12 protein-coding genes are annotated in these 16,638 nt (G+C 56.5%); 7 read left to right on the forward strand and 5 right to left on the reverse strand.

The genetic code is table 11. The features are described 5' to 3' along the window. Nucleotides 1-22: 22 nt before the first annotated feature. Both NB063_RS14585 and NB063_RS14590 read right to left on the reverse strand, forming a co-directional pair. A complete protein-coding gene (locus tag NB063_RS14585) occupies nucleotides 23-769 on the reverse strand; it encodes an FHA domain-containing protein (protein ID WP_250929471.1) in 747 nt (248 codons plus the stop codon). A gap of 1,093 nt (nucleotides 770-1,862) precedes the next feature. Further along, on the reverse strand, nucleotides 1,863-2,111 hold the full coding sequence (locus NB063_RS14590) for a hypothetical protein (protein ID WP_250929472.1): 249 nt from the start codon (nucleotides 2,109-2,111) through the stop codon (nucleotides 1,863-1,865). Between the two features lie 342 nt (nucleotides 2,112-2,453). Between NB063_RS14590 and NB063_RS14595 the strand changes: the two genes are divergently transcribed. Next, entirely contained in the window at nucleotides 2,454-4,253 is a 1,800-nt protein-coding gene (locus NB063_RS14595) for a 30S ribosomal protein S1 (RefSeq protein ID WP_250929473.1), read from the forward strand. Nucleotides 4,254-4,607: 354 nt separating this feature from the next. Here NB063_RS14595 and NB063_RS14600 read toward each other — a convergent pair whose 3' ends face one another. Continuing rightward, complete coding sequence (locus NB063_RS14600) at nucleotides 4,608-5,957, reverse strand: tetratricopeptide repeat protein (protein WP_250929474.1); 1,350 nt, start codon at nucleotides 5,955-5,957, stop codon at nucleotides 4,608-4,610. A gap of 356 nt (nucleotides 5,958-6,313) precedes the next feature. On the opposite strand from NB063_RS14600, the gene NB063_RS14605 reads away from it, so the two are divergent. The 4 genes from NB063_RS14605 to NB063_RS14620 all read left to right on the forward strand — a co-directional run bounded on the left by NB063_RS14605 (nucleotide 6,314) and on the right by NB063_RS14620 (nucleotide 11,751). Further along, nucleotides 6,314-8,245, forward strand: a complete 1,932-nt coding sequence (locus NB063_RS14605; protein WP_250929475.1) for an FHA domain-containing protein — start codon at nucleotides 6,314-6,316, stop codon at nucleotides 8,243-8,245. A 29-nt stretch (nucleotides 8,246-8,274) separates the two neighbouring features. Then, nucleotides 8,275-9,591, forward strand: a complete 1,317-nt coding sequence (locus NB063_RS14610) for a hypothetical protein (RefSeq protein ID WP_250929476.1) — start codon at nucleotides 8,275-8,277, stop codon at nucleotides 9,589-9,591. A 177-nt stretch (nucleotides 9,592-9,768) separates the two neighbouring features. Next, the gene (locus NB063_RS14615) at nucleotides 9,769-10,677 is read left to right on the forward strand and encodes a biotin--[acetyl-CoA-carboxylase] ligase (protein WP_250929477.1); all 909 of its coding nucleotides are present in this window, start codon (nucleotides 9,769-9,771) and stop codon (nucleotides 10,675-10,677) included. A 63-nt stretch (nucleotides 10,678-10,740) separates the two neighbouring features. Beyond that, nucleotides 10,741-11,751 carry a zinc-dependent peptidase gene (locus NB063_RS14620; RefSeq protein ID WP_250929478.1) on the forward strand — a complete coding sequence of 337 codons (1,011 nt, stop codon included), beginning with the start codon at nucleotides 10,741-10,743 and terminating at the stop codon, nucleotides 11,749-11,751. A 393-nt stretch (nucleotides 11,752-12,144) separates the two neighbouring features. On the opposite strand, the gene NB063_RS14625 is transcribed toward NB063_RS14620, so the two are convergent. Together NB063_RS14625 and NB063_RS14630 are read right to left on the reverse strand one after the other, a co-directional pair. After that, on the reverse strand, nucleotides 12,145-13,104 hold the full coding sequence (locus NB063_RS14625; RefSeq protein ID WP_250929479.1) for a cytochrome c: 960 nt from the start codon (nucleotides 13,102-13,104) through the stop codon (nucleotides 12,145-12,147). Nucleotides 13,105-13,231: 127 nt separating this feature from the next. Next, the gene (locus NB063_RS14630; protein WP_250929480.1) at nucleotides 13,232-13,681 is read right to left on the reverse strand and encodes an NUDIX domain-containing protein; all 450 of its coding nucleotides are present in this window, start codon (nucleotides 13,679-13,681) and stop codon (nucleotides 13,232-13,234) included. 53 nt (nucleotides 13,682-13,734) lie between these two features. Between NB063_RS14630 and NB063_RS14635 the strand changes: the two genes are divergently transcribed. After that, nucleotides 13,735-14,334 (forward strand): cob(I)yrinic acid a,c-diamide adenosyltransferase, encoded by a 600-nt coding sequence (locus NB063_RS14635; RefSeq protein ID WP_250929481.1) that lies wholly within the window; start codon nucleotides 13,735-13,737, stop codon nucleotides 14,332-14,334. Then, complete coding sequence (locus NB063_RS14640) at nucleotides 14,319-16,631, forward strand: hypothetical protein (protein ID WP_250929482.1); 2,313 nt, start codon at nucleotides 14,319-14,321, stop codon at nucleotides 16,629-16,631. The genes NB063_RS14635 and NB063_RS14640 overlap by 16 nt, the downstream gene beginning before the upstream one ends. The last annotated feature ends 7 nt before the right edge of the window (nucleotides 16,632-16,638 follow it).

Here is a 16,638-nt window from a genome sequence, read left to right on the forward strand (position 1 = left end):
CGTTGAGGGAATCGAAATGATTTCAGCGTCCGCTAAAGAAACGCTTTAACGCGTCATCGGCGGCGTCCCGAGAAGTTTCCTGCATGACCTTCTTGAGTCCCTCAGGCAGCTTGCCGGGTTTCTGTTTCTTTGGCGGTACGAATTTCTTGGACTTCTCTGATTCGTCCTCGATCCCCGTATCTTGGGTCGCGTTGATATCATTTTCCGCACCCTCTTTGGACGGCATGATCGCTTCGCTAACCGACAGGTCGTCGCTGTCGGCACCCGTGTTCGCTTGCATTTCATTAAGCGTGAGCTGACGGGTCTCGGGGTCGTTCATCTTGCGAACCCGGTCGATTGCGTCGGCCTCATCGAGCCACGAGCTGACGTCGACTTCTTCAAACCGACTGTCCGATGTGCCCTCGGAATGTGTCCGAGCGGCAGCTTCGGCGACGCTCTTGACTTCAGGTTTCTTGGCCGCGTGTAGGCCGTGTTCGATCACCAATGCAAACGTGAGCTTGCCGATGCGGAGGATGTCGCCGTCCTTGAGCACCTTCGCTTTGTCAGGCGGTAGACGCTTGTCGTTAACAAACGTTCCGTTGCGGCTCTTGAGGTCTTGGACAAGCACTCGGCCGTTTTGGACAGCGATGATGCAATGTTTACGGCTAACCGATTCGCTTTTAGGACGGAGTTGGCAGGAGTCGCTTCGACCAATGACGAACTTCTCTTGGCCTATTTCGATTTCCTTACCTTTTAGGCTGCCTGTTTCAACTCGGAGTCTTATTTTCATTTCTACCCTTCGCGATCGACGAAGATTGCCACCGGGGTCATTCCCGTGGTTTTGGCGACTGTCCCACTATTCGGTGAACGACCGAGGTGGCAGCCAACGTTTCTACGCTAGACATTCACCGAACGCTCATCGTCCAAGAACGTTCGCACGCATTGAGCACGTCGCAAATCGATCCCGCAGGGCGACACCGTTTTAACCTAATCGTACTCGCCCTTGCATACTTTGGGGGCGTAGAATTCCATTAGGGTAAGTGTATCGGCCTGTGGGCACCACTGCGGGTTGTTACGCGGGCGCAAATTTCCACTTGAAAAATTGTCTGCTCCCTTATGTGAGGGGGCCTTTTCTTGTGGTTTTGCGACTGGTCCGCGTTTGTCTGTGCCGTGCTTAGAGGCGTCTTCATTGTTAGCGTTTGGGAAGTCTTGGCCGCTAGGTTAATCAAAATGATAACGGACGCCTACACTCGCGGTGCTGATGTTATCTGGCTGCTCAAAATGCAACTGCTGAGCGTCTCGTCAGCGAGGTGTTCGCGGACATGAATGCGGCAACGAGAACAGGCGATGTGCAGGAGGGGTTGCGCATCTGGCTTATAAAATTGAGGGTTTCGGCGGCTCACTCACCCACTGTCTTCCAGGTAGACGCATGAGCATCTTCTCGCCGAAGGCGTTGAGTCACCAGGGATCGATTCGACGACGGCCACTATGAGATACCCGGCCGGCCGGTCGGCGCGGAACGGATGGTTGCCGGCTACTCCGTTACCGGCCACTCCATAGAATAGAACTGTTTGGGTTCTGCCAGACGAAGCCACCTAAGGATTCTGCTTGTTTGGACAGACCGCCGAGAGATTGGTGGCAGGTCACTACTGCCCGGTGGCCACGATCCAACGGGGCTCGAAACACCCGGCTTTCGCATCGGACGTGTTTCGGGGGCATTGTTTCAGGGGCTTGTGTCCCAGAGCCGTGGTTTGCCGGACCTCGTGGTTTGCCGGACCTCGTGCACCACCTTTGGAAGGGGCGGTGTTGCGGGTCACATTGGCGTTTGATTTGAGCGGACAAGCCGTTTCAAACGCCGTGCGTTTCGTCGAGCGAAAAGCGGTCTAGGCAGGCGGATTGAGCTCTTGGAGCGATTTGCCGAGACGCTTTTGGCTGGTTCCCTTGCGAGTGACACGCTTGCGTGAGGCCGCGCCGCTCGATTTGCCCGCAGGGTCGCCTAACAATGCGGCGACTTCGGGGTTCAGTTCAGCGGCGTTGTCGGGGGTCCCGATTTGTTCGACCGCGTCGCTAACGCCGAGCAGCACGGATTGGCGAACGCCATCGCGGAGCCAGTCAAAAAAGTTGAAGTTCATGGTCTTGTGTTCCAAAAAACAGGGCGATTTGAAGTGGGTGGCGGGTGTGGCGTGACGGCATTGGACGTCGAAACGTCACCGCCAGACCGAACCCGTTGGTATTTGGCCTTTCGCTTTTAAGAAAGCCGCGAGGGGGATGTCCATAGCGAAGCTGAGAATCTCCCCCGACTTTCCACCACAACGCCGTTGTGACGGTTTTGCTTGTTTGGTAGCCTACGCAACTAGGCGCCACGTGCCGTCAATCCGGCCCATTTCAACAATCTCCTTTAACCCCCTCGGGATGAACCCCGCGAGCCCTGTGGCCGGTACTCGCTTGTTTTCGTTCATCCCTGGTAATGATTCATGGTCAACCGCAACCTCATCCGCTCACTCGAAGACGACGACATCCTCGCAGATTTGGCCCTCATGGCTCCGGAGGATGAAGTCGAAGAATGGATGATCGAGAATTTTGCTGCGGAGCAGCAAGACTACAACTCCGGAAACATCGTCGAAGGCCGGATTGTCGAAATCAATGACGAGTGGGCACTCGTCGACGTCGGCTTTAAGAGCGAAGGCACCGTCGGACTCGATGAATGGGGCCCCGACGAAGACGCCCCCAAAGTCGGCGACACAGTCAAAGTCCTCATCGAAGAGATGGAGGATGAACTCGGTGCCGCAGACGATCCTTACGGCATGATTTCGCTGAGCAAGCGAAAAGCCGAGAAGATCATCGAGTGGGAAGAAATGATGGAAACGGTTGCCGAGGGCCAAGTGGTCACCGGTACCGTTATTCGCAAAATCAAAGGTGGTTTGCTCGTCGACATCGGTGTCAACGTCTTCCTGCCGGGCAGCCAAGTTGATATCCGTCGTCCCGGCGACATCGGCGACTTCATCGGTCGCGTTGTCCAAGCCGAAGTGCTCAAGATCGACGATACCCGCCGCAACATCGTTATCAGCCGTCGTAGCCTGATCGAACGGCAACGTGAAGAAGATCGCACGTACCTGATGCAGGAACTCGAGATCGGTCAGATCCGCACCGGTATCGTCAAAAACATCGCCGACTTCGGTGCCTTCGTCGACCTCGGCGGAATCGACGGTTTGCTGCACATCACCGACATGGCATGGGAACGCATCGGTCACCCGACCGAAATGGTTTCGATCGATCAAGAAATCGAAGTCAAGGTTCTGCACATCGACCGCGAAAAGCAAAAGATTGCTCTCGGTCTGAAGCAGAAGGACCGCAACCCGTGGGAAAACATCGAGTCGAAGTACCCTGTCGAATCACGGCACCCTGGCGAAGTCGTCAACGTGATGAGCTACGGTGCATTCGTCAAACTCGAACCGGGCATCGAAGGTCTGGTTCACATCAGCGAAATGAGCTGGACCAAACGCGTCAATCACCCGAGCGAACTGGTCAACATTGGCGACAAGATCGAAGTCATGATCCTCGGTGTCGATCCCGAAGGTCAACAACTCTCGCTGGGTATGAAGCAAACGCTCAAGAACCCATGGGACGAAGTCCTCGAGAAGTACCCAGAAGGCAAGGACGTCACCGGCAAGGTGCGTAACCTGACCAACTACGGTGCGTTTATCGAACTCGAAGAAGGTATCGACGGATTGCTGCACGTCAGCGACATGTCCTGGACCCGCAAGATCGCTCACCCGAGCGAAGTTCTCGAGAAAGGCCAAGAGCTCGAGTGCCGTATCCTCAGCGTTGACGAGCAACGTCGTCGTATCGCCCTGGGACTCAAGCAACTCGACAACGACCCGTGGGATGGCGACATTCCAGACAAGTATCAGCCTGGCCAACTGGTCAAAGGCGAAGTCACCAAGATCACCAACTTCGGTGTCTTCATCGGACTCGAAGATGGCCTCGAAGGTCTCCTTCACGTCAGCGAATTGGCTGATCACAAGGTCGACGACCCAGAAGAAGTCGTCAAAGTTGGTGACCAAATCGAAGTCAAAGTGCTTCGCGTCGACACCGACGAACGCAAGATCGGCCTGTCGCTCAAACGCGTCGACTGGAGCGAAGAACAAGAGAAGTCGGCCGCAGCTGCCGAAGCAGCCGAATCCGGCGTTCCCGCAACGCTCGACGAAGGCAACCTCAAGGGTGGCCTCGGCAGCGCAGGACCCTTGTTCCCAACCGGTGGGGACGACAACTAAGTCTAAGTTGTCACTCTGGTTAGCAAATTAGCGAAAGGCCCGATCGGATTCCGATCGGGCCTTTTTTCGTTCTAGCTACGAGCTACGAGCTTCTAGCTTTTAGCAAGAATGGATAGTCACGAAGTGACGTCATGCGACAGCGACGGACGTGAGTCCGTGGATTGGGAACGCAACGCGATGACCGGAAACTACGAATGAACTGTAGCCACCGTCGCCAGACGGTGGACCACCTTCCTAATAGCTAACAGCTAAAAGCTAGCAGCTAACGCAAACAACCGATCGATAGATTGCACTATCGATCGGTTGTTCGCGTTTTCGGTGATCCCTGTTCGGCTGGCCGAACCGGTTAGGTTGCTACTGCATGTTCGGCAGCGTGAATCCGCCTGGCAGCATGAAACCGCTCTGTGACGGTGGATCTTGCGGGTTGGTCGCCGCGGGTGCAGGTGTTGTTGCCGCTGGCGGAGATTGACCTGTCGACGCTTGGGGCGAGGACGTTGGCGTCGTCGTTGCCCCTGGGGTCGCTCCAGCAGGTACCTGTGGTGACATGTAACTGCGTGGGTCTTGGTAGCTCACCGGGGTCATGCTCTCAGGAGCCACGCCTTGCGGCGATACCTGCCCGAGTATTTGTGGTGATTGATTTGCACGGTGCGCGGGGGCTGCCGCGATGATCGCCGAAGGCCCTGCTGCAGGTCCAATCTCGGCAGGCGTGCCTTCAGGCATCGCTTGGCGTCTCGCCGGTAAGGCTCCGCCCGGGTTGAGTTGGGCGAGCATCTCACGCGACCGATCGATTGCACGTTTGGTAGCCGGATCCGAAGAGGCTTCCTGTTCGTGAGCGAGCGATTGTTTGAGTTGAGCTTGAGCTTGAGCGGTTTGTCCCTTCTTGTAGTGCAGGAACGCCATGTTGAAGTGAGCCACGGCGGGCTTGTTGTTCGCCGTGAGAACCTTGAGGGCTTCGTCGGTCTTGCCCGATTCAAAATGCACGCTGGCCAAGTTGTTGGCATAGCGAGACGTTCCCGGTGCGAGTTCCAATGCCCGTTGAAGCGTTTTGGCTGCAATCTCGTGTTGCCCCAGTTTGCTCAGCGTGAGGCCAAGGTCGTTATAAAGAGCAGCATCGTTTGGAGTTTGCGCGATCGCTTTTTGGAAGTACTCTGCCGATTGTGGGTAGTTCGATTCGCGGAAGTGCAGTCGAGCGATGCTAGTCAACGCGGGACCGTTATTCGGATCCGTTTCGAGCGCCTTGGCATAGCTTTCCATCGCCTTGGTGAGGTTGCCGGTCGATTCCCAGAGTTGACCGTTGGCTACGAACACGTCTGGCTCAAGCTTCTCGGGCTGAGTATCGAGGGACAACGGGTCGTCCTGGTCAGAGGTGTCGTCATCGCCGCGGCCGAACCAACTGGCGATCGTGCCAGTTGTCTTGGAGGCCATGCTCTTCGACGCACTCACCGTGTCTGAGGCGACCTTGCTGGTCGTTGAAACCAACTTGCCAGGGGTTTCCGTGATGCTCGTTTCACTCGACTTGGCCTTAAACGGATTCATCGAAGCGAGCGACATCGAACGTCCAGCACAGCCGGCCGATGTGAGGCTTACGGTGCTGCCGATGACCATCACGGCGAAAAGTTGTCGGCGGACGGCCCGCCGAGAAGCGACGGATCGGTCCGTGCGATTTGATCGCCGATCTTGTTGAGAGATTCGTGTGTCGTCCATGTTTCACACTTCGTTGAAAGCGGGTTATTGTCGATCGATTGGATGCGACGGAGGGTGAAAGCCGAGCGTGTGTCGGTTTCACGACCTTTCTCGTTTGAATGGATTTGCCGAACCATGCGTTCGGGGCGTCCTACCATCATGAAAATCGGCATATTGATGGCACTGTCTTGATCGACTTTGCCGGATTGTCCGCATTTTTCGAGATACCTTCGATTCGCATCAGCAGATCGCCACCCGTCCCGGATCTACTGACCCCAGGGGGTGTGCGGCATGGGCCACCCGTTAAGCTGTTTGCTTGCTTCCTATCAGTGGGATAAACTTGTTGTCATTACGATACTCAGCACGGTGAGGCCCCGATGACTGATCGACAATGGATAATCGGCTGCGATCGCGATGTGGACGTACTCGTCCGCGATAGCGTCGTTTCGCGCCGACATTGTCGTTTGTCATTGCATGGAAGCCATTACTTCATCGAAGATTTGGCTAGTCGAAACGGAACATTCATTGGTGACAAGCGAATTGTCACCCGGACCGAGGTTCAGCCGGGCGTCAAAGTGATGTTGGCCGACAGCGTCCTAATGCCGTGGCCCGATGAGACTCACGCTGAGCAGAAGTGGCAGATCGGCCGAGCGGCTTCCAATGACATCGTCATTGATGACCCCAGTGTTTCATCGCATCATGCGGTCCTGTTCCGTGACCCCAATGGCGTCTGGATCGTACGAGATCTCGGTAGCACCAATGGAATCAGCTTGGGCGACCACGAGCCGGTGACTTCAGCCGCTCGAGTTTCCAATGACGACGTCATTCGGTTTGGAAGCGTTGCCGAAACGTTGAGCAGCTTGCGGCGGAACGTTGCGAGTCATGCCAGCAATGTGCCAGGGACTACCGAACAACCCAGATCGAACGATCAGGGCCCGCAATCGCTTAGCCGTGACGATGCCGCGCCGACGTCGTCACCACAGTCACGCCCCGGTGGCGATACGACTGCGGTCCTTCGCAAACAAAATATTTTTCATGCCGCCATTCGCTATTGGAAGTCCTTGCCGCAGCGCGTCGCCGTTGCGGTGGTTTCGGTAGCGGCGCTTATAGCGGTGCTGGGTTTGTGGAGCGTCGCGGGGAGTGGGCCTGCTGAGATCAATGACACTTCGGTGGCAGCCACCGAACCAACCGAAAACGGATCCGAGCAACCGGCGTCCAAGAACCGCGATCCCGCAACGGCGTCCGCAATTGGCGAGAACAATCCTGCTTCGACGCAACGCGTTGAACAGGCAGGTGTTCTCGCGAGCAATGGTCAGAACCCCGGTGTCGCCCCCGACGTCACGCTCCCGCGCGAACTTCCCGTGAAGGTCGGTGATTTCGAATCGGCTATCCGAGATTGCATGTATCAAGTGATCGCAATTTCCGATGGAAATCGATTTGGCTTGGGAATGGCTTTAGCCGTCGACTCGCATCGCTTGCTGACGACAGGCAACGTGGTCGAGAACATGCAGCGTATGGATGCCACCATCGAACCGGTTTGTCGTCACCTCGCGTCCACCGTCGAGTTGAAGGTTGACGAGTCCGCGTTGCATCCGCGATGGATGGAAAGTCGACGGATCGAGCGTCAGTGCCTCGACTGGTTGAAAGACTTTCAGTCTCGAGCTGCCGTGATCGACGAGATCGAAGGCCCCGAAAAAGTGGAAGTGATGGAGCAACGAGATAAGGTTTATCGCACGGCCTTGGCCACCCAAATGCTTGCTCGTGTTTTTGACGCAGCCGTCATCAGAGCGGTCGATGAGTTACCCAGCCATCTGGCGGCGCATATGGAAGCATCAGGTGCAAATGCTTCGACTGACGATGCGTCACCGCTGCAGTGGGTCGCGACGCGGAAAAAGCCTCTGCGGCCGATGGCATCACATCGCTTGCTCGGTGCGTTTTTCAAACAAGACGATCCCTATCTGCAACCGGATGTTCCTGTGGAGACGGGGGTAAAGAAGGTTCAGCCACTTTTCTTGTTGCCCCGAATCACAACCGATATGCCGCCGCTCTACATCGGTCGGATGCCGAATGAGGCCGGCACGACATTGGATTTTTCAGGCGGGGTCATCTTGGATGACCGAGGCCGGCTCGCCGGCATGTTGTCGACACCTGCGAAATTAGACCAATCCCAAAAAGATAAAATTGGGCGTCTCGTTTCTGATCGGGACATGACTTTTGATTGGATTTCGCTCGATGTCCTAGCTGACTTACTCGCAAATCCCTCATTGGCGTGGAGCCCGGTTGAAACCGTTGCATCCGAATCGCCCTAAACACAGTTCTTCACCTAAGGAATTTCACCATGTATCTGCGAAAACTAAGCCATAACGTTTTGGCGTGGGAAATCCGACGTTGGCGGCGGGCAACTCCTTCGCTTGGTTGTCTGCTCCTCTTCACATGGCTTGTGCTGTTGTCGGGGGTGGCCGAGGCCCAACCCGTTGCTCCCGTGTTGCCCGGCATGCCGGCTGTCCCGGAAGGAGCCCCTGTCGAGGGTGATATCTTTGCAGCGCCGGTTACCAACGAAGCGATCGAGACGATGTTGGTGGATTCGGAAATCGATCTGAATGATCGCGCAATGAAAGCATCGCGAATCGTTGCACTTGCCGAAATGTATCGTTCGTCACGCACTTGGCACCGAGATTTCAATGGCTTCCGAGTGCGTAACACAATCGCGACGGAGATGGAGCTCAATACGTGGAAACAGTTTGTTGATGACTTCTTTAAGCGACGGATCAAAAATCTGGAAGGCAGAATGGCGGTGGCGGATACCTACCAACAGAAGGCCGATCAGACCGTGCGAATCCGCCGAGACAATCAGCGTCGTGTGCTCAGCCAAATCTATTCCAACCCACGTTACGCCGGAAAACCTGACCGCGTCATGAACGAGCTGCTGCTCGGTTTTGCCAACACACCGATCGGTTATGGCGTTGGGCTGGAAGAATATTTTGCGTCCAACCCGAGTCATTCCCGATGGGACCTCAGTCCCGAGATGTTTGAATCGCTGCGGGTGAGAAGCCCTAGAAACAATGGCGGGCAACTCGAGTTTTCACTGAGCGATCCGGTGCCTTTGCAACTGGATTGGTGGCCACCAGTCTTTCGCGAGCAGATTTTTCAAGAGGTCATCAGCGACGTTGAAGCCAACCGCGATCACCTGATGGCACTGAGCGAACAGAACCCGCAACTCCCCATCGACGCGATCAACGCTTTTGATGACGCCTTGGCGCAAGTCAGCCAAGCGTTCTATGGATACTTTCCACCGCCATGGCGAAACATGGCAACCGAGCGCGTGCTTGAACTGATCGCCGCCGAACGACACTTGATTCAGGTCAGCCGGGAGGTCGAAGCGATTCGAGATCGTGGAACCCTCAACGCGATGACGCGTGGGCAGTATTTTGATCCGCTCAGCGATGGCGAAAATGCTGCTACCCTGATCGCCTGGATGACTCGCAACGGGATGGAGTTTGCACCGCCGCGCCCCGGACATGAGGACGCCTACGCAACCTTGATGGGGCAATTGAAGGAAATGTATGTCATTTTTGGCGAGCCGTTGCCGGACCCCACCGCGCCGTTGCCGAAGACAAATCCCCGTCGCGCAACCGATATCCCGCGGCCTCAGTAACAGGCGCGGAAGCGGGATTGATAGGACGCGGCTTGCCTGACGGTCGCAATCCGCCGTCACCTGCAAACCGATCGAGCAAGTTTTCTATAAAGGCAGAAATCGGGTGAACCGATCGTGCCCGTGGGCTTGATGCCATTGTCAGACCGATTCAAATGGGCACGTCTCAAGACGTGAACCATGCGATCCTGCTTTTCGATCTTGACCCTCATTTCCGTTTGGTCCATCGCCGGCACCCGTGGCTCGAGCCCCATCATGCAACCCGACAGCAATCAGCTCGATGATTCGGTCCGACGATTAACCGATCAATGGATCGCGTCAGGACTGCTCGCGTCGAAAGACCACCAGCATTCGATGGGGTCGACCAATTCGGTGGCCGGCCAATGGGTGCAGTCACATCGTGAAAAGAACGCGGAATCAGGTGCGAACCCGACCGAACAACTTCCACGCTTGATCATTGCGGACGTACAAACGGCCGGACGAGGGCGGTTGGGGCGAACATGGAAGGCCCAATCGGACGGACTCGCGTTCTCGTTGGTGATCCAAGGATGTCATGAGCTCCTATCGATTGCCGTCGGTGTGGCAATCGCCGAATCGATTGAGCACATCGTCGCGCCTGTGCGATGTGGTCTCAAGTGGCCCAACGACACTTGGATGAGCGGCGTGAAGGTTGCCGGGACTCTGATCGAACGGTTTGATACCACTGCTGGCATCGCTAATTCTAACAAAGCGATCGCGGTGATCGGGATCGGTGTGAACGTGGGTACGAGTCCGACGCTCGACGATTCGCCTGCCACGTCGATTCAAGAATCAACCGGACGTTGGGTTACTCGGGCTGAGGTGCTCTCAGAACTCATTCCAACGCTAATTCAAAAAATAGAAATGTGCGAATCCGACAGCCAGGAACTTTTGGATTCGTTCCGTCGCCGTTGTGTGTTAACCGGCGAGTTGATCCGATGCTCAATCGATGGTCGCGCAGTCGAAGGCCGCTGTGAAGGCATTAACGATGAAGGGGAGCTGCGAGTCCGCACCGAGTCGGGGGAATTGATCTGCCGGAGTGGTGAAGTGAGCCGAGTGAGAATGGTTTAGGGACGCGTTAGGTCAGCTCGTGGTGAGTTGGCGACGCGTGTCGGTTTGAGGTTGTGAGTGGGAATGATGCTAGTCGATGCTGCTGCCAATGCCCGCAACCAAAAATGGTCCATCGCGGTGGCCTTGGTGATCGCCGTCGTCGGAGGCGGCCTCGCGTTGGTCTCGTTCTGGTGGCTTATTTTGTTGCCTCTGGCGGGATGTGTTTACTATTTGATGCGGCGGAAGTCGCGTCGACGGTTTGAGTTGATCGGGCAACCTTTTCCTGATGTTTGGGAAGCCACTTTACAATCGCAAGTCGAGTATTTCCGGCGTTTGCCACCTGAGCAACAAGATCGATTCCGCAATCTGGTAAAGGTGTTTCTCGATGAAGTGGCGATTACAGGCATCCGGACGGATGTCGATGAAGCGACGCGAACGCTTGTCGCCGCCAGTGCCGTGATTCCGATCTTGGGCTTTGAGGATTTCGAGTATGCGGGGCTCGGCGAAGTCTTGGTGTACCCGGGATCGTTTGACGACAACTATCAATCTGATGGGGGCGGGGATGATCGCATTCTCGGGATGATCGGAGTCAGTCATCTCAGTGGCGTGATGATCTTGTCCAAGCCGTCGTTGATCAGCGGTTTTGCAAACATGTCCGACAAACGAAACGTCGGTATTCACGAGTTCGCCCATCTGGTCGATAAGCGGGATGGCGATGTCGATGGCGTGCCGCCCACGATCGACGCGGACACCTACGACCCATGGGTCCGCTGGGTTGGCGAGGAACTGCGACGTGATGTGGGCGGGGGCGAACACATCGACGACTATGCCTACACCAACGAAGCGGAATACTTTGCGGTCTTGAGCGAGTATTTCTTCGAGGCTCCCGCGCTGCTCGAAAAGAAGAACCCCAAACTCTATGCGATGATGCAAAAAATGTATCACCAAAACCCCAAACGCATCCTCGGCAGTGCCCCTCGCCGGCGTCGTCGCATCGGACGCAATGCACCGTGCCCATGTGGCAGCGGCGACAAGTTCAAACACTGCTGCAAACGCAAGTCCATGCGCGGGATCCCGGCGACCACGGTTGCCTAGCGAAACTTTCCGGTGGCGTAACGAGTCAAGAGTTTCGGCCAACGCCAAGTGTGAGCGGAAGGTTTTAAAATCCCGGGCGGCACACGATCAATGCTATGTACCGTAGTAGCGGTGCGGCGCAAGCCGCCCGGTTACAGGGAGTAAAATGTTCGAAATTTACCGGGCGGTTCGCGCCCTTCCGCTATGAAAGCCAACCGGTCAGTGCGACAGTAGATGGTATTGGGCACGCACTGGCGTGTTGATTCAGTAACCCGTTGCGTCGGTGCGGAGGGAACGTGATCCCGCAGTGAGACAGCAGGTTCTAATTGGATCGTTCAGTCTCGGATCTCGACAAAACGCCACGCCGCTCATGAAATCAAGAGTTCGCGAACGCCAAGATCTGGAAGGACTTCCTTAACGATACTGTTCGTGACACGCCGCACAGCTTTGTGTCACTTCGCCGACCGCGCCACGCACGGAGTCGAAGTCTTGCCGATCGATTGCCGTCACGACCGATCGTGCCGCCGCGGTCATCGCGCGGCTGAGCATTTGGTAATCTTCGTCTTCGGAATCATCCATCCCTTCTTGGACGAGAATCTCTCCGAGAACGGCCAGCAGTTCGGCATTGCGGCGGACCGCGTCCACGTTGTCCTTGGCTGATTCGGCGCTGTTGGAATCGCCACTCAGTTTGTCGAGAACCAACTCGGCGTATTCCATCAACGGTGAGCGATCGGCGATCATGGACCAATCGTTTTCATCTTCTCCGGCTTTTGCTGCCGATAATCCCGCACCTGACATCAGGTCTTGTAAATCGGCTTTTCGGAGTTGGGCTTCGTTGAATACCGGAGTCGATCCAGCGGCACAATTCAGTGCCGTCTTGGCGGTGATGTCGCGGGCCGTCTTGGCATCGGACTTCCATCGCACGTCCCCTGAGTATTCCGAGATCACAGCGAACAGCGACGCGAGCACTGAAAGGTGCAAACGCGCCTCCTGGTAACCCCCACCGTTAAATGCACCTGGTGTGGTTATCGATGCGTCGAACTTCAATTTCACCCGTTTGATTTCGTCTTCGAGCGAAATCGGTGAGATCAATTGGTTCCAACGTTGATCACCTGACTCCTCTGTGTCGCTGCCGGATTCATTGGTCTTCGCCAGTGCCGCGGCGGCGTCCGTTTTTTGTAAACTCGCGAGTGTCGGTCGCTCCCCACGAATAGCCGCAGAAATGTCGGGGAAAAAAATTCTCGACGTGGTGCCTTCGTCAAAAACGGGAGGGCGTGCCCGCTGTTCCTGCGCCGTTGCCGAAGCCGAGTCGAACGAAGCGGCAACCGCCATCGCGGCAAGAGGAAGCAAAACGGAGTGGAAGAGACGGTGCATGGGGTTGGTCAAAGGTCGCGAAGTGTTGGGGTGCGAACACGCGTGCTCGGTACGAATCATCATACTCTCTGCATGGTTGCGACATGGATCGAGGGTTGCCGCAGGGTGGCCGGCAACCGTTGGCCGCTCACGATTTGCCGTTCAAATATTCTTCGACAGCGTCGAGAAGAGGGTCAATCGTCTGGCTCTGGATCGGCCGCCGGGGGGACCAGGGGAACCATTCGTGAGACTCGTGTTCGGTAACATCAATTTTAACGATGTCGGGTAACCACGCCAAAAAGTACCTGACATTCTTCTGGAAAATTTTCCCCGGCTGTTTCCGATAACTCACCTCGTATTGAATATCAAACTGAAAATCTTCCGCGAATCGGCAGTTTTTGGGGGAGATACCGGTTTCCTCTCGCATTTCGCGTTTGGCCGTTTCAAGGTAGGTTTCCTCGCCGTCACAATGTCCTTTGGGAAGATCCCAGCGATCGTGATGCCGCATCAGCAAAAAATGTGGTTCCGGCGTTTCCGTCATCAGCAGCACGCCCGCTGCTCGGACGAGATCGTCTTTCGTTTTCTTTCCCTTTGACACCCGATTACCCTTTCGATTCATATTTACCCGCCACATTTGCGGCAAGCATCAGCATGAAGATTTATACACGAACCGGTGACAGTGGGACGACCGGGTTGTTTGGTGGTCCTCGAGTCGCCAAAGATGACACGCGGATCGAAGCCTACGGGACCGTCGACGAACTCAACGCCGTCTTGGGCTGCGTACGAAGCGTGCTCGAAACGGCAACCAGCGACATCAAAGATCAGCCAGACACGATCGCCTCGCTCAACCAACTCAACGAGCGACTCGGGCAAGTCCAGCATGAACTGTTCTCGATCGGTGCCGAACTCGCATCTCCCCATCCCGATGAATATCAACTGCGCGTGATCGGCGCCCCTCATATCGAGCGACTCGAACAATGGATCGATGAGACCGAACACCTGCTGCCACCGTTGAAGCAATTTATCCTTCCGGGAGGTAGCGAGGTTGCCTCGCAAGTTCACCTCGCGCGAGCGGTCTGCCGCCGCAGCGAACGACGGGTCATCACCCTCGCCGACTCGGTGCAATCGGAAACGCCGATCGGCGACGAAGTCATTATCTATCTCAATCGGCTCAGTGATTGGTTGTTCGTCGTCTCTCGTGACGTCAACCGCTTACTCGGACGCGAAGACCAACCATGGCCAAAACCATAGCGTTGACTGAGCCAACGACCGTCGACGCGGCACCGGTTCGATGGGTCCGAGTGGCCTCGGTGATGTCGTTGATCGCTGTGCTCGTCTTGCCGTTCGATGCCAATGTCATTGGACAATCTCCTGCCGACGCAACGATCTCGCTCTCCGACGATGCCGCATCGGATAGCCAGTTTGATGCGATACGTAGCGATCTCATTACCGCGATCACGCAAGGGGCGAGTCCTGCCGAGATTCAGAGGCTGATCAGCCGCCGAAAACGAATCGACGAGCTACTCGAAAATAGGCTACGGTCGAACCGCGATGAGCTGGCTGAGATCGAACGGGCTGAGTTTGATCCCCAGACCTTGCCGCGTCGCGAGGAATTGAGACGGCAACAAAGTGTGCTTTGGCTTTCTCGTGTCGAGCTGATCTCTTTGGTCACCGAGATGTTTGCCGAGAGGTCACCCGATGGCGTGGCGATGGCGGAGCAATCGATCCAGATGATTCGAGACGCGATTGCGAGTTTCCCGAACGACGGCGTTGTCCGTCTCGAGTTGATGCGTTTGCTAGCCGAAGCACAATTGCGTGCCGGCCATGCCGAAGCCGCCGTTCGTACGATGGCCCTCTCGGCCCGTGCCGCAGCCGATTCGGAATCCGCAAGCGAAACGCCTGCTAACGAGAAAGCTCCCAATCCGGAACTTGTTGTCAACACGCCCGATGAACTCGCCTTCGTCATTCGTGTCGATCTTGCTAAGCAGAATTGGGAGGCGGCGGCCGAGAAGCTCGATCTGTTCTACGGCGCTGAACCAGCAAAGTCTCCCATCAACACGGCGATGGATTTGGTTCGTTTGCAATATTTGCTGATGCGGCCCCCGCGTGACACGGCGCTCGTGGAAGTCGGTCAGTGGCTGGATGCAATCGAACGACGCAGCGGCGCGACAACTCGCCGCGCGGCCGAAACGCTCCTCGCCCGCTATCGCGAATTTCGAAATCCCACCGCATCTCAAACCGGCAAACAACAATCGCCAGTCGACCCCCGCGTGCTTCGAGCGGACGCTCGCTATTACTTGCGAGTTGATCAACCGTTGCCCGCCGCAGTCACGTTTGCCCGCGCCGCGATCGAAGATTCCGATCCCGATCGAAGTATCGACTCAGCCATCCGCTCGGTCGCCATTTTGAACGACATCGACAAACGGCCCGCCGCGGTACAGCTGCTGCGCCAAACCGCGATCCGACATGAACAACACGAATACGCCTCGATGTTAATGCTGCAGGCCGCGTCGCTGCGCAGCGAAACCGACGCATCCGAGACTCCACCTGGCGTCCCAACCGCCGACGAGCTCCTCCACGAGCTGATCGAAAAATGGCCGGTCTCCTCCGCCGCGGTCGCGGCTCGAAACGCGTTAATCGATTCGGCGATCGCGCGAGAAGACTGGATCCACGCCGCCGTTTTGGCGACGCATCCGCCCGCTGAACACTGGAGCGATGCCACCGCTACCCGCTGCCGTGATCTTTGGCAGCGGGCGATCGTGAATCCCGACCAAATCGCAACGGCGTGTCACTGGGACGATCGCAAGTGCCAGGAGACCGCCGCCGACTCGCTCGCGAAACGTCTTTCTCGAATGCGTGAAGCGTTCGCCACGTCGGCCTCTCATCCGCTCGCGATGCAAACGCTCTACGCCTGCACGATCTTGCTCGATTCAGCGGCCGCCGGAACACCCGGTGGTCAACGGCTTACCGTTGCCGCGAAAGAGACTTCAGATCCGTTTCTTGCGTCGGTAGCGGCGCTTCGTCTGGGGGAACCGCACCAAACGACTGCACCGGATGGACGGTATGCCGCTGCCAAGGATTTGCGAGACACTGTGGTTTGGCGATTGCACCAAGACGTTTTGGAGAATCCGGTTCTGCATCGTCCGATCGCCGCCTACCTGCTCACGATGACGCGTGATGACGAAGTCACTCCTCGTTTACGAATCAGTTGGCTGATGTGGAACGAGCAGGTCGAACAAGGGATGCAAGAATTGAGGAAACAATTGGCCACAGCGGACCACCCAGGCGATTTGCTTGCCGCGGCCGCATCAGCGCTGGCCGACTCGTCGCGGAATCGCGATCGGAAACAGGCGGCGATCTTGTGGGAGGAACTCGCCAGCGGCATCCCGACGTCGCACCGTTCGCATCATCAGGCAAAGGTAGAAAGCATCGTTTGCCGAGGACGCAGCGGTGATCTCGAGGGTGCCAAAGCCGCCGCCGAATGGATGCTGTTGAGCAATCCACCTAACGACCAAGAACTCCTGGATCGATTGCGGGAATGGATTTAGTTATCGC

Source organism: Aporhodopirellula aestuarii, assembly GCF_023701485.1.
In the GTDB taxonomy this organism is placed as follows: domain Bacteria; phylum Planctomycetota; class Planctomycetia; order Pirellulales; family Pirellulaceae; genus Rhodopirellula; species Rhodopirellula aestuarii.